14 protein-coding genes and 1 tRNA gene are annotated in these 14,942 nt (G+C 39.7%); 1 reads left to right on the top strand and 14 read right to left on the bottom strand.

From position 1 onward, the window contains the following. Nucleotides 1-136: 136 nt before the first annotated feature. From CTY48_RS00640 to CTY48_RS00610, 7 genes are all read right to left on the bottom strand, one after another. Complete coding sequence (locus CTY48_RS00640; RefSeq protein WP_099466585.1) at nucleotides 137-568, bottom strand: hypothetical protein; 432 nt, start codon at nucleotides 566-568, stop codon at nucleotides 137-139. Between the two features lie 195 nt (nucleotides 569-763). Then, entirely contained in the window at nucleotides 764-1,957 is a 1,194-nt protein-coding gene (locus CTY48_RS00635; RefSeq protein ID WP_180272602.1) for an SH3 domain-containing protein, read from the bottom strand. A gap of 202 nt (nucleotides 1,958-2,159) precedes the next feature. After that, nucleotides 2,160-2,232 (bottom strand) — tRNA-Arg (locus tag CTY48_RS00630). 102 nt (nucleotides 2,233-2,334) lie between these two features. Then, a complete protein-coding gene (locus tag CTY48_RS00625; protein WP_099466583.1) occupies nucleotides 2,335-3,240 on the bottom strand; it encodes a DUF5688 family protein in 906 nt (301 codons plus the stop codon). Nucleotides 3,241-3,625: 385 nt separating this feature from the next. Then, complete coding sequence (gene efp, locus CTY48_RS00620) at nucleotides 3,626-4,183, bottom strand: elongation factor P (protein WP_099466582.1); 558 nt, start codon at nucleotides 4,181-4,183, stop codon at nucleotides 3,626-3,628. Nucleotides 4,184-4,307: 124 nt separating this feature from the next. Continuing rightward, entirely contained in the window at nucleotides 4,308-4,814 is a 507-nt protein-coding gene (locus tag CTY48_RS00615) for a YqeG family HAD IIIA-type phosphatase (RefSeq protein WP_099466581.1), read from the bottom strand. Beyond that, nucleotides 4,807-5,721 (bottom strand): DMT family transporter, encoded by a 915-nt coding sequence (locus tag CTY48_RS00610; protein WP_099466580.1) that lies wholly within the window; start codon nucleotides 5,719-5,721, stop codon nucleotides 4,807-4,809. Before CTY48_RS00610 ends, CTY48_RS00615 begins: the two co-directional genes overlap by 8 nt. Before the next feature lie 154 nt (nucleotides 5,722-5,875). Here CTY48_RS00610 and aroE point away from each other — a divergent pair, with 154 nt between their 5' ends. Next, nucleotides 5,876-6,748 carry a shikimate dehydrogenase gene (aroE, locus tag CTY48_RS00605; protein WP_180272601.1) on the top strand — a complete coding sequence of 291 codons (873 nt, stop codon included), beginning with the start codon at nucleotides 5,876-5,878 and terminating at the stop codon, nucleotides 6,746-6,748. Nucleotides 6,749-6,860: 112 nt separating this feature from the next. Here the strand turns inward: aroE and CTY48_RS00600 are convergent, their stop codons facing one another. From CTY48_RS00600 to CTY48_RS00570, 7 genes are all read right to left on the bottom strand, one after another. Then, entirely contained in the window at nucleotides 6,861-7,871 is a 1,011-nt protein-coding gene (locus CTY48_RS00600; RefSeq protein ID WP_099466731.1) for a TRAP transporter substrate-binding protein, read from the bottom strand. Between the two features lie 94 nt (nucleotides 7,872-7,965). Continuing rightward, nucleotides 7,966-9,045 (bottom strand): ABC transporter substrate-binding protein, encoded by a 1,080-nt coding sequence (locus tag CTY48_RS00595; RefSeq protein WP_099466579.1) that lies wholly within the window; start codon nucleotides 9,043-9,045, stop codon nucleotides 7,966-7,968. Between the two features lie 31 nt (nucleotides 9,046-9,076). Then, nucleotides 9,077-10,096: an ABC transporter permease gene (locus tag CTY48_RS00590; protein ID WP_099466578.1), complete on the bottom strand. Its 1,020-nt coding sequence runs from the start codon at nucleotides 10,094-10,096 to the stop codon at nucleotides 9,077-9,079. Nucleotides 10,097-10,115: 19 nt separating this feature from the next. After that, nucleotides 10,116-11,645, bottom strand: coding sequence for a sugar ABC transporter ATP-binding protein (locus CTY48_RS00585; protein ID WP_099466577.1), 1,530 nt, complete (start codon nucleotides 11,643-11,645; stop codon nucleotides 10,116-10,118). Between the two features lie 313 nt (nucleotides 11,646-11,958). Beyond that, on the bottom strand, nucleotides 11,959-12,432 hold the full coding sequence (gene tnpA, locus CTY48_RS00580) for an IS200/IS605 family transposase (protein ID WP_099466475.1): 474 nt from the start codon (nucleotides 12,430-12,432) through the stop codon (nucleotides 11,959-11,961). Nucleotides 12,433-12,613: 181 nt separating this feature from the next. Continuing rightward, on the bottom strand, nucleotides 12,614-13,447 hold the full coding sequence (locus CTY48_RS00575) for a response regulator transcription factor (protein WP_099466576.1): 834 nt from the start codon (nucleotides 13,445-13,447) through the stop codon (nucleotides 12,614-12,616). Next, entirely contained in the window at nucleotides 13,447-14,895 is a 1,449-nt protein-coding gene (locus CTY48_RS00570) for a sensor histidine kinase (RefSeq protein WP_236354666.1), read from the bottom strand. The genes CTY48_RS00575 and CTY48_RS00570 overlap by 1 nt, the downstream gene beginning before the upstream one ends. Between the last annotated feature and the right edge of the window lie 47 nt (nucleotides 14,896-14,942).

Raw genomic sequence — 14,942 nt, 5'->3', positions numbered from 1 at the left:
CATATTTTCTGCCGTATGTATAGTTTAACTGCCTCCTCTCCAATAGTCAAGCTTTCTGTAAAGGAATATGCAAAGCACATTTTTCGCACTCGAGCGGGTTGCGCATTGACATTAAAAAGCTATTTATAGCTTTTAACTATAAATAGCTTTTTAATTTTCGAATACTTTCCTCTTCAAATGCCAGCAGCTCATTTGCTAACTCCACACAATGCCTGGATGCGTGGTCATTCTCTCTCATGGTTGACATAATTCCTGTCATTCCCTCCGAATTTTCGCGGATTACCATATTGGCAATATGCTCTGTACTTGTATTAAAAATAGTATTCGCCTGAATTGCAGACCACATTTTAAACTTATTCAAAGGATTGTTCTCTAGCATAACCCCCGATTCAATCAGTCTGTCCGATGCCTTCGAGTTAATCTCCCGATACCGCTGAAGCTGTTCGTTCATTTCATAATTCAAATCGTTATCATAGACCTTGTTCAACAGCATGCTGATTGTATCAATTCCCTTTCTGCTGCTTTGATATGTCTCCTTCAAAAGCTGCCTGTCCGAGCTGGCAATCATAAAATTCACCTCCATATTCATTAGGTAGCACCTTGATTTCCTTTTAGTAAGGTTAGGATATGGATATTTATGAACTTTTATGTAAAATTTTATCGCAAAACATTGGAATGTTTTGACACCTTAATCCTCATAGGAATTTCCTATGATACAATTCAAAAAGGTGCTGCAAAACTGCAGCACCTTCATTATCTCTTTTTAGTTATAAGTATCCGCGAGATACTCTGATTTTACATAGCCGACAACACCGTCACTGTTGATTCTGCTCCAACCATTGTCTAATACCGCTGTTCTCGTAACTTTAGCACCTAAGTATGCCGTTCCGACTCTGGATGAACTCTCATCTGCCTCAGCTCTGATATTAACAGTTGAGGTTAAATATTTTACTTCCTGCAATGCACCGGTGTCTGTCAAATATTCCGTCAATACATATCCGGTCTGTCCATTGTATTCAATCTGGCTCCAGCCATTTGAGTAGATGGCAGTTCTCTTTGCACTGTCTCCCATATAAAGCTGTCCAATTCTTGCAGAATCCTGATTATCTGATTCTCTTATATTGATTGTCTCAGCCGCATATACGGTCTCATCTACAACTTGCATCCCGTCAGCATTTGTTTCCTCTGCTGCCGGCTCTTCCTCAACAGCTGGTTCTTCTGCCGGTTGCTCCTCCTCAGTTGTCTCTTCTTCTGCTGCTTCCTCCGTTGTACCGGAAAGCTTCTGAATAAACGCCTTTAAATCAGGATCTGCTTCCTGCGCCTCTGCAAACTTTGTCTCAATCGAATTAATTAAATCCAATACATCCTGCCCTGACGTAATATCAGAAAGATAAGTAGACTCCTCCGGTGAAAGTTCGCCATTGTAAATATAAAGGCTTCCGTCGTCATTTGTGCAGACATAAAGCGGAGTCTCTCCCGGAACTAACGTATCAATGTTAATAAATTTAATTTCGTAATATGCAAATACAATATAGGAGTTCTCTGTCGGTCCGATTTTAGTATAAACAGTAATGTTGTTATATCCCTCGATATATTCCATTTTCTGTAAAACCTGTGCCTGTTCTTCCTCACTCAGCGGATTCTGTATCTGCAGAAGTGTATCAATGTCTCCGCTTGCCATTGCCGTGAAGTACCTGTTAATCAGGTCATTGACCTCTGGATAGGCATCGGTAAGCAAGTCATTTGTGGCTGCTTCCTCTGTTTCTGCCGGCTCCTGCGCTGTTGTCTCATCCACCTTGATCACTTCCTCTGATTTTGCTTCCTCCGCTTCCTTTGAAGCATTTCCCGAGGATACTCTAACCAGAGTAAATACCATTACAATAAAAATAGCTCCTATCAATACATATTTTTTGTTTTTTATCAAAAATGTTTTAATATTCTCGAAATTAAGTTTCATATAAACCTCCTGATTTTCCGAATTACGTTTCATTATATAATGAAACAGTGAACATTTGATGTATTTTATCTTTCGATTTTTCAAACGTAAATAGTATACTCTGCAAAATTGGAATATCTTACCCGACATAATCCAATTTACAATATATTCAGATATACTAACAAATTTTAGGCTCAAATTCAACTGGAAATATCTTACGCTATGCACCCGGAGGGAATCGAACCCCCGACACATGGTACCGGAAACCATTGCTCTATCCCCTGAGCTACGAGTGCATACTAATTGGTGGTGGTTCACACCACAACTAGTATTGTACCTCATTCAGCCCAAAGAATCAATTGGAAGTTTATAGTTTCTTAATAATTTTGCAAACTTTACTATAATATCTGTATAAAATCCTGCTGTCTCGAGTACTGATATACACTGTAGGATAATATTTCCTCCGCTTCCACATGATTGTCATTTGTATCCCTCACTAATTCCCTTAATTCTTCCGGCTTTGCACCGCATCTTTGTGGGATTACAATCAGTTCATGTATACTGCTCGGCAGCAAAAATAAGTCACTCTCCATTTTATCCGAAAAATCCTTCAATACATCCGGATACAGCATACACGCTGCGCCGTTTAGCTTACTTTGGTTACTCAGCACATACATCGGAATACTTGCTTCTGATTTTTCCTCCGGGAATTCTTCTCCAAATTCTTCTCGCAAAATATCTTCTATGTGATTAATCCGAAATTCCAATATCTTCTGTGCATTCTGTTTTGCAATTGCAAGCAGCTCCGATACTTCCTTTTTCCAAAGCTCCATATGGGAGTTGTGAAGCAATATGGATGCATGATGCAGCTCATCACTGCAAACAAGATAATAAAATACAATCGCCATATCCAGAAATCTGACATGCGGTATCTGAAGTAAAAGCTGCTTATTTTTTTCATAGTGGACAAGCTTAAATACGATTCTGTCTTTTATTTTTTCAAAGCTCGAAAAAAATTCAACATCAACATCAATGCCTGCGTTATTACTCTCATAAAGCGCCATTATCTCTTCTGTAATCTGCTCTATGCTAGCTCCCCGCATATATTCTCCATAATATCCGTTTAAATAGATGGTAGGCGATACTCGTTCCTCTCCCCTTCGAATTACAATTCCATCCAAAATAACACTGTTATTTTTTGTGACAGTTCTCAACTCAACCTCAAAGCCATCCCCTAGCATAACAGCCACCTGTCCCTTAACTTCCCTTAAAAATAAATGATACTCCATACATTTCCTTTCCAAAATAGCCTTCCTATTTTTCCATTTGCTTTATTCCTTATTTACGTGTACCCTCACTTCTTGTCTCTCTTACAATTTTCTCATGTAATCCCCCCTGAACGCGCAAAAATACACTCTCTGATTATTTTGCGGCAAATTATTTATATAAACCCCAAATTTATATCTGATATGCCCTTCTGATTTGTCACAAAAAAACACCTAACAATATTAAGAATCAAACTGTAACATTTTAGATATTCAAAATTATTTAATTATTTAAAAAAGGAAGTTATGCACGAAAGTGCAAAATGAATGTGATCTTTTCACATAGAAAAATATATTTTTACTATAACAAATAGTATATAGAAACATTCTCTATTCCTATATACTATTTATTTCATTCTGATAATTACGCTCTTGAGAGATAGTCACCTGTTCTGGTATCGATTTTAATCTTATCTCCCTGGTTTACAAATAAAGGAACATATACGGTTGCACCTGTTTCAACAACAGCAGGCTTTGTTGCACCTGTAGCCGTATCACCCTTAACGCCCGGTTCTGTATCTGTAATCTCAAGCTCAACAAATAAAGGCGGCTCTACTGCGAACACACTTCCGTTGTGAGCACAAATTTTAACCATTTCATTTTCTTTTACAAATTTTAATGCATCGCCGATTTCGTCTGCATTCAATGCAATCTGCTCAAATGTCTCTACGTCCATGAAGTTATATAAATCCCCATCTGAATATAAATACTGCATATCATTTCTATCAATACGAGCCTGTGGAAATTTCTCGGTAGGTCTGAATGTCTTTTCAACAACGCCGCCACTCTTGATATTTTTTAATTTAGTTCTAACGAAAGCTGCACCTTTTCCCGGTTTTACATGCTGAAAGTCAATAATCTGGAATACATTTCCATCTACTTCAATTGTAATACCATTTCTAAAATCACCTGCTGATATCATGTCTGATATTCCTCCTTAAAATAATGCCGATGGTAATCGCTTTTATTACCACACTCTTTTATATTTTATATTAACTGATTAACTTTTTCAACTATTTTTTTGTATAAGCCCCACTATAATCCATTTAAGGCTTTTTCTTCTGTCCTTTCATGTAGAAAAACAAAACTATCTTCTCCAAATATCGCTTCAATACGATTTGAATCTCCTCTTTCGGATGGATTGGTTTTACAAGTATCGTCTTTAGACCGGCGCGGTTAGCACCGAACACATCCGTAAAAATCTGATCCCCTATAAAAATAGTATTGTCCTTGTTCGTTCCTATTGTATCCATTGCCTTGTGATAGCCACTTCTTGACGGCTTATGCGCATTATAAATATATTTTACATGAACCTCATCATTAAAGGTTCTGACTCTTTCTTCCTTATTATTAGATATCAAACAGACCCGAAATCCGATGTTTTTTAGGCAAGTAATAAGCTCTATCGCCTTATCGTCTGCCTTCGCACCGTGCGAAACCAGCGTATTGTCAATGTCAAATAAAATGCCACGATAACCTGCCTGATACAGCTCTTCATAATTAATCACATAGGAGGAATTGACATATTCACTCGGATAAAATCGTTTAAGCATTCTTCTCACTCCTTTTCTTAACCGCGAATTTCGCAAAATCAAATTTCGTCTCTGCCATAATAACCGCTGTAAAAATCAGAGCACAGCCAACCAGCATTTTTGTCGTTAAAACCTCCCCCAAGAGGGTGACCGAAAATATTACTCCGAATACAGATTCCATCGATAAGAGTACGGCTGCCGTGGACGGCTCGACATATTTCTGCCCGATATTTTGCAGCAAAAACGTTATCATTGTAGCCCCTATTCCCAAATAAAGAATTGCAATCACAGGGTCGGTATCCACAATATGGCTTGGAAAGCCTCCGTCTATAAACGGAGCCGTTATCCAGGAAAGAACTGCTGCCGTAAATATTTGCAATAAAGTCAGTATAATCGGGTCCTGACCTTTGGAATACTTACTGATATAAATCAAATGCAGTGCAAAACCAATGCCGCATAAAAAGGTCAAGACATCTCCAATATTTACCGTTAAATCGCTTGTTAATGACAAAAGCCCTATTCCTGCAATTGCCATAAAAGCCGACACAACACAGTAAATATCCGGCTTCTTCTTACTCATTGCCCAATATAAAAACGGAACAATCACGACATAAATTGTCGTGATAAAAGCATTTTTTCCTGCTGTCGTATACTGACAACCAATCGTTTGCAGCAAGTAGCTTATATAAAGTAATATACCCAGTATCAAACCGGATTTTACATTTTTCTTGTTAATTTTAAAAATCCTTTTGTGAAATACAATTCCAAGACCTGCGCTTGCCAATGTAAATCGAAATGCAAGCATATAGACCGGCGGTATAAAATCAAGAGAATCTTTTACGACGATAAATCCAAATCCCCACATTACTGCCGCTGCAATTAAGCCGATGCTCGCCAGTAGTTTTATCTTATTTTTGTTTAATTCCATTTTTCTGCCAATTTCCTTTTATTTTCCTTATTTTATTATATCCGACATCCGCCTCTGGTTCAAGTTAATTTATTGCGAATTACATTTGACATACAAATTTTTTTCCTTTATCATATAACTAGTTTTACTTAAACGTAGAAAAGGCGGGATGAAAATGATAGAACGAATTACCGGTCACACGGTTCTCACAGGTTTGCTCGGAAGCCCTGTTGCGCACAGTATTTCACCGATGATGCACAATGAGGCATTTCGACTTTTGAATCTTGATTATGCTTATTTGGCTTTTGATGTGGGAACAGATAACTTAAAAACAGCCGTAGACGGCTTCAAGGTGCTCGGCGTACGTGGCTTTAACTGCACGATGCCGGATAAAAACCTTATTTGTGAATATGTTGACAAGCTTTCCCCCGCGGCGACGCTGATTGGTGCCGTAAATACTGTTGTAAATGACAACGGAGTCTTGACAGGACACAATACGGACGGTGTGGGTTATATGCTTGCTGTAAAAGACGCAGGATATGATATTATCGGCAAAAAAATGACACTTCTTGGGGCTGGCGGTGCTGCAACTGCCATCTGTGCACAGGCTGCACTTGACGGTGTATCCGAGATTGACGTCTACAGCATTAAGGATCAATTTTTTGACCGTGCTATGCAGATGGTTGACAATATCACCAAGACGACAGGCTGCAAGGCTGCCCTATATGAGCTACCGGATGACACTTCCCTTCGGAAAAGTATTTCCGAAAGCTACATCTTAACAAACGGAACCTCCGTTGGAATGTCACCAAACGTTGACAGCAGCATCATTAACGACAGCACGATGTTTCATGAAAATTTGATTGTATCAGACGTTATCTACAATCCACAGAAGACAAAGCTCTTAAAATTAGCAGAAGCTGCCGGATTAAACACCTTCAACGGCATGTACATGCTTCTCTATCAGGGAGCGGAAGCGTTTAAAATCTGGACCGATCAGGAGATGCCGACCGATCTTATCAAGGAGAAATTCTTTACAACAAAATAAGTTGATAAAACAAAAAAATGTGCTTTGCACATTTTTTTTTTGCGCCTTCGCGGATTGTGAAGCAACTACTTACACTCCGCGAGATGCGCATTTTGGCACGAAGTGCCTTTTTCTATTTTTCAGCAGCGATAATCCTCTTTATCAATTCCCCATATTCTGGTGAAAGCTCTTCATATATCGGTATCACAGCTTCTCGAAACCGTTGTCTCTCCTGACTTGTCAAGGTTGTCACAACGGTTCCCTGCTCAACGGCTTTTTTCTTTGATGCTTCAACCTGCTCTTTCCATAGCTGTTGTTCATACACAGAGGATGCCTCGGCGCAATCTTTTATTATTTTTCTATCCTCTTCCGACAGCTTATTCCATGTAATTTGAGAAATCAACTGCAATTCTGGAATCCGATTATGTTCATCCAACAGCATATACTTTGCTACCTTATAATGCTCTGTGAATTCATAAGAAGGCCAATTGTTCTCGGCACCGTCGATTTGCCCCAGCTCCAAAGCTGAGTACACCTCAGAATAATCCATTGCCACAGGTGTCGCTCCAAGTGCTGCTACCATCTTCTCCATAAATTCCGATTTTGCCACACGGATTCGCTTTCCTTTTAACTCCTCCAAATTTGTTATTTTTTGTGTTGTATAAAAGTCTCTTGTCCCTGCATCATACCAAGACAATGCAATCAGACTGTGCTCCTCCATGCTCTCCATGAACTCCTGTCCAATATCTCCTTCCAATACATCCCACATATGATCCGAATCATTATATAAATACGGAAGCTGTAAAACATTAATTTTGGGTATAAATTCTCCCATCGTCATAATAGAGGCTCTTGCAAAATCCAGCCCTCCGTACTGAAGCTGCTCAATAATAGCCACTTCATCACCAAGTGAGCCTGCCGAGTGGACATCTATTTTTATCCGCCCGCCGGAACGCTCATATACCAAATCAGAAAAATAATGTGCTGCCTCTGTCGTCGGATACCCCTCCGCCTGATTCTCTGCATAAGTAAACACATATTCCGGTACCCCCTCGGCTTTTGCGTCTCCTCCTACATAGTCACACCCCGCCTGCATTAAAACAGCTAATGCAAGCAGCCCAATAACAAAACTGTTTTTTTTCATATCACCCATTCTGACTCCTTTTGAAAATCACTAATACGCCTTCCGGATTCCCGAAAAGCGTATTAAGCATTTTATTATTCCTGTATTTATGAATTTACGGATTAATAATACTCTGTACTTCTTTTGAATCTACATTAGTATTATCTACCAAAACTACTCCAGTATCAACCTTCTTTTCACTTACAGTTCCACCCTGTGCCAGTTTAAGTGCTGTTTCCACTCCGTCATATCCCATGAAGTACTGACGCTGTACAACAGAAGCCACATCAAAGTTTCCAGTTCTGATCATTGTTTCCATTTCAGAAGAGAAGTCAAAGCCTACCATAGAAATATCTGTTCTCTGTGCCTCTGTAAGTCCTGTTACAAATCCTACTGTAGAGCCGTTGTTTGGTCCAAATACGCCCTTTAAGTTTGGATAAGTAGTTAAGAAGTCCTGACAGAAACCAACTGCCTTGCTGATATCACCTTCATTTACTTTAATATCATCATTTAATACGGTCCAGCTTTCTGGTGCATTTGCAGCCCAATACTCATTGAAGCCGTTTACACGGTCATTGATTGTCTGGGAACCGGTAGATCCAACCTGAATAGCAACCTGTGCCTCTTCTGTCTCTGATACGCCTGATGCTTTCATTCTTCTGATTAATTCCTCTGCTGCAGTTTTTCCAGCTGCAACATTATCTGTCATCAATGCAGCACTGTAGTTCTCGCTCTTAACCAAAGTATCTACTAAAACAACCGGTGTTCCGGAATTATAAGCTTCTGTAATCGGTGCATCCAAAGATACACTGTCTAATGGTGCAATTACGATAGCATCTGCCTGAGCGGATACCGCATTTTGTAATAATGTAAGCTGACCTTCAATATCTGATTCCAAAGCAGTTCCAATTACAACTACGTTACATCCCAATTCCTTGCCTGCCTGCTCTGCTCCTGCCTGCAATACGCTCCAATACTGGTTTCCTAATACTTTAACGATTACATAAATGGTCTTTTTCTCTGCAGATGTTGTTGCTGCTGCATCTGTTGCCTCTTTATCCGCAGCCTCTGTTTCTGTGGTGCTTTGTGTTACTTCTGCTGCTGCCTCTTTTTTGCTTGATGTTGCAGAACCGCAGCCTGCAAGAGATGATACTGCTAATATCCCCGCAAATAGTAATGCTGTTACTCTTTTCATACTAAAATATCCTCCTTCATTTATGCATTATTTATGCATTTTGTTTTTTATAAAAGAATCGTTTGATGCTATCCAAATTTCCTGCCTTATTTGCTGTCTGTGATGCTACTGCAATCAATAGGATAAGACCAACGATTACCTGCTGCCAGAATGAATTGACACCGTTTAGGTTCAATCCGTTTCGGATAACACCCATCATAAGCGCTCCGATAATCGTATTCAGAATAGTTCCTTCTCCACCTAAAATGGATATACCTCCAAGAACGGATGCTGCAATCGCCTCCATCTCATATCCCACACCGGCTGTCGGCTGTGCACTTGATAATCTGGAAGCTACTAAAATACCACAGATAGCTGCTGATAAACCAGATACACAATATGCAAACATACGTGTTTTTACTGCATTGATACCGGATAATTTTGCTGCTTCCAAGTTAGAACCACAAGCATAAATCTGACGTCCGATACGGCTTTTTGCCAGTACAATTCCGATAATAATCGCATATACAAGGGTGATGATAACACTGTAAGGCAGTCCGTCTCCTCCGATACGTCCTCCTCCAAGCAGATAAAACTGTGCCTGAACCTTCTCAGAAGGTATAGTAGTTGTATATACCGGGGCACCGTTTACAATTACGTTGGCAAGCCCTCGATAGACCCATTGGGTCGCAAGCGTTGCAACAAATGGAACAACACCGAGTATTTCAATAAAAAATCCGTTCATTACACCAGTCATAATTCCCATAAACAGACATAATACAATGCATATCCATAACGGAATTCCTTTTGCCAGAAGACTTACTACTATAATACCTGACAATGCCATGGATGCACCTGCTGAAAGATCGTTTCCGCCGCAGACAAGACAAACGGTCAGACCGCAGCCGATAATGCTGTATGTAACAATTTGCTGCAAAAGGTTCTGCAGGTTTGTAGGTGCCAAAAACTTATCAAAAGATAAAATAGAAAATAGTGCAAACAGTGCAACTAAAATTCCGAAAGAATAAATTGCTCGTTTAGTAGCAACATTTAACTTATTAAATGAATTCATTATTTCTTTTTCCTTTCCGTCAGCTTCCTGCTGATAATTTAGGGGCTGCTTTTTTCTCTAATTTGTTATAGCCTGCCGCCAGATATAAGATTTCTTCCTGCGTCGTCTTTTTGGCATCCAGCTCTCCGTTGATTTTTCCTTCATGAATTACGAGAACCCTGTCGCTCATACCTAATATTTCAGGAAGCTCGGAAGAAATCATGATAATTGCCACACCCTGTTCACTTAACTGATTGAACAATTCGTATACCTCATACTTTGCTCCTACATCAATTCCTCTTGTAGGCTCGTCCACAATGAGTACCTTTACATCGTTGCACAACCATTTTGCCAAAACTACCTTTTGCTGGTTTCCACCGGATAAATTTTGGCATAGCTGGTGGATACTTGGTGTCTTTGTGCGAAGCAGCTTTACATATTTTTCTGCATTTTCTGCTCCCGCCTTATCATTGAGGAAGCCAAACTTTGAAAGCTGTGACAAATGGGCCATGTTGGTATTGTATTTGATATCCAATCCAAGTGCCAATCCGTCTCTCTTTCTATCCTCTGTCGCATAGCCAATTCCATGCTTGATTGCCTCGATTACAGAGTTTACCTTAATCGGCTTTCCTTCTAGGGTCAGCTCCATGCTATCCGCCATATCTGCTCCGAACACACATCGCATCAGCTCTGTTCGTCCGGCACCTACCAAGCCTGCTATACCAAGGATTTCACCTTTTCTTACATGAAAATGGTCAACATTTACTTTCGTTCCTCTGCGGATATTTTTACCCTCTAGCGCAATATCACCTATTTTTCTCTTATACTTCGGATATTTATCCTCCAAAGACCTGCCTACAATCATATTCACCAATTCATCCATTGAAATTTCACTTAGATGTCTTGTTCCGATGTATTGACCATCTCGGATTACGGTTACTCGCTCACAAATCTGATTCAGCTCCGCCATACGGTGTGAAATATACACCATTCCTACACCTCTTTGCTGCAAACGGCGGATAATTCCAAACAACTGCTCTATCTCACGCTCCGTCAAGGTTGCTGTAGGTTCGTCCAATACAAGTATTTTAGAGTGAAAACTGATTGCCTTTGCAATCTCTACCATCTGCTGCTTCGCAACGCTGAGAGTGCTTACCTGTGTATAAGTAGACAGCTCAATCCCCAAATCATCCAATATTTTTTGGGCTTCCTCATGCATTTTCTTGTCATCTATAAACAATCCCTTTTTGTGCGCTCTTCCGATAAAAATATTATCTGCCACACTTAAGTGACCGCACATATTCAGCTCCTGCATAATAATACTTATTCCCAGGTCATGAGCCTTGCTGACAGAGTCAATTACTACCTTTTCACCTTCTATATAGATATCTCCCTCGTCAGCTCGATGAACTCCTGACAGTATTTTCATTAGTGTAGACTTGCCTGCTCCATTCTCACCAACGAGTCCAAGCACTTCACCCTTACATACATTCATGGATACTTTATCCAAGGCTTTTACACCCGGAAAACTTTTGCTTATTCCTTCCATGCGAAATAATTCTTCCACTATCTCCCATCCTCCTTTCGTGGCTTCTTGCTTACAACTAGATTATAGGTGACATCACCAGAAAAAAATATCGGATATTTTTATTATTCAAAGGACAATTTTAATCTTTTATAAGTCAAGACCACCGGCTTAGCCGGTGGCTTGCTCTGACCCTGTAAGGGTCTATTCCCTGCTTGCGCCCGGAGGCGCCTGATGGTTTTGCCAACCGCACTTCCTTCTCAGGCAGCCCTAAAGGGCCTTTTTTATTGCCTCCTTACTCCTGCAAGCTCCTTGAGCCTTTCATTATAGCTTTATTCCCTAGCTTCCCTTTCAGGGACTACTTCTTGCTTTTTTGTACTGGCTCACCCGTGAACGGGTCTATATATTCATTCAATGTCATTTGATCCGATTCATGATCTTCTTTCAATTGATTTGCAATATATTCTTGTATCTTCTTTGTATTTTTTCCTACCGTATCTACATAATATCCTCTACACCAAAAATGGCGATTTCCATACTTATATTTTAGATTAGCATGTCTTTCAAATATCATCAGTGAACTTTTTCCTTTTAGATATCCCATTATTTCAGACACACTATATTTGGGTGGTATTCTAACTAACATGTGAATATGATCCACACAACATTCTGCTTCCATTATCTCTATTCCTTTACGCTTACATAATGTACTTAATATTTGAGCAATATCTGCTTTAATTTTTCCATATACTATCTGTCTTCTGTATTTTGGTGCAAATACCAAATGATACTTGCATTCCCATTTAGTATGGGCTAAACTATTCATATCCATTTTGGATACCTCCTATGTCTTTTTTGTGGTTGGCTAAACCCGCAATTATTATAACATAGGAGGTTTTTTGCTTGAAGCTAAAGCAAAACCGTGGGACCACCGGCATAGCCGGAGGTTTATTTTTTCTGTTTATACAAAAAAAGTGCTGCCATTTTTTCAAACGGCAGCACCATCTTTATTCCTATTCTGAAAATTCCTTTAATTTTTGTACCTGATATTCGGAAGGGCTGATTCCTATAATTCTTTTAAATACTCTGGCAAAATAGCTAGAGTCAGGATATCCCACCTTAACCCCCACTTCCTTAACACTTATATTCGGCTGCTTCAGCAGCTTTTTTGCCTCATTCATACGATACTCCGTCAAATACGTCGTAAAGTTCAGTCCGAATTGCTGTTTAAACATTTTACAGAAATAAGGCTCTGAGTAGCTGATTGCCCTTGCCGCTTCCTGCATCGAAATGTCATTCATATAATTCCCTCTGACATATTCCTCCATCATGGATACGAGCACATTAAACCGGCTTACATTCTCTTCTTCACTGGCCAATACCTCCGGTACACTATCCTTTTTTGTTCCCTCACTTTTCATAAGCTCCATGACACGTGAAGTATAATTATCATTCCACTTTCTTTCTCCATACTCCTCCGCCAGATGAAGCGCCTCTTCCACCACAAAAACCAGTTCTTTTTCTGAATAAGGCTTTAATAAATATTCCAGCGCATGTACGCTGATTGCCTTTTTGGCGTACTCAAATTTATCATATGCCGTGAGAAAAATAATGCAAAACCCCTCTTTTTCCCGCCGCATAATTTCAGCTGCTTCAATCCCCTTTATACCAGGCATTTCAATGTCCAAAATCACAATATCAATATCAGTGCTTCGAAAAATCTCCAATGCTTTTTTTCCGTTCTCTGCCTCTAAAATCTCACAGGTTTCCATAAATTTTTTCTGTAAGGTTTTTTTTAGCATCATTCTCTCAATCAATTCATCTTCTGCAATTAAAATCCGATACATTACTGTTTTCTCCTTCCCAACGTAATCTGGATACGGGTTCCCTCATTTTCCCGGCTATCTACCGAAACTTCCCCCTGCTCATAATAAGCCGAAATCCTTCGATAAATATTTCCCATTCCGATACCGACACCAGTTCCACGTTGTTTAATTGCATTTCGGATTTGCTCCAGTTTCTCGCTTGTCATACCCAGTCCGGTATCCTCAACCACAATAAAAAGCTGGTCTTCCTCCTGCCTGATACAAACCAAAATGCTGCCCCCCTCCTCCTTCATAGAAATTCCATGAATAACTGCATTCTCAACCAACGGCTGAAGTAAAAAGACCGGCAATTCAATCATTTGAGACTGTACCTGACAGTCTATTTTCCAGCTAATTCTATCGCCAAACCGCTTCTCTTGAATGTACATGTAGTCTTCCACAACCTTCAATTCCTGATTGAGAGGAGCAAAAGGAGCTGTCGTTCTCAGACTATATCTCAATAGATTACTCAAAACAATAAGCATTTCATGCGATATTGGTGCTTCCTCCATCTGCGCCATCCTTGAAATCATATTTAAGGTATTAAAAAGAAAATGAGGGTTTAACTGGCTCTTGAGCAATTGAAGCTGGGCTTCCGAAAAGCGCTGCTCCAATTCGGCTCTCTCTAAATCCTGTTCATAAAGCCTTTCCTCCACCTCACGTTTTTCCTCCAAGGTCTGGACATAATCCTGCGTTGAATGCTTCATTTTATTAAAAGCATACACAAGCTGTCCGACCTCATCCTTTCCTTCCCAGATTACATCCGGTATCGAAAAGTCGTTTTTTTCAATTCCTTTTGATGCCACAACCAAATCTGAAAGCACTGTGATCATATTTTTCGTCAGCATTCTTGTCAAATAAAAAAACAAAGCCAGTGCCATAATTGCACTGCCAAACACTACATAAGGAAGCTGCTTTAAAAAAGCCACGCGCTCCTCATAATAAATATTTCCCCCATCCAGCACCTCTTTCATCAGACGCGCGGTGTAGTCCTGCAAATACTCCTGCATTTGATACGCCTTATATACCTCTGTGATATAGCCGGTCTCATTAGAGCGCATTTCTAATACTTTATCTCTTTGTTTTTTGTATTCTCCATAACTGTTTCGAATATTCCATGTAATCGCATATCTCGCTTCCCCTATCTGGGTATAATCATAGGGGAGGCTAAGCAATGTTTTCTCCGTCCCACTGCAAGCCTCCGAAAACAGCTTTTCATTTTCCGATGTATTGTTTCGTATCAGCTTTGCAAAGCTGTCCACTTCATTCCCCAACGCCTCTTGAAATTTATAACTGGTTAAATTATCGTCCATGAGTACCCTCACATCATCAATAAATACATAGATTATCCTCGTATTTACCAGAATAACCAATGCCATGAGCACTCCGACACTTAACATAATGGAATATAATTTGTTTTTCAAAGACATCTCTTTCCAAAAAGGCATAAACATTCCTATTCTCATTCCTTCACCCC

The sequence above is a fragment of the Konateibacter massiliensis genome (genome assembly GCF_900184995.1).
In the GTDB taxonomy this organism is placed as follows: Bacteria; Bacillota; Clostridia; order Lachnospirales; family Lachnospiraceae; genus Lachnotalea; species Lachnotalea massiliensis.
Note: the sequence above shows the minus strand (reverse complement) of the source record. Positions and strands in the feature narration are given on the sequence as shown.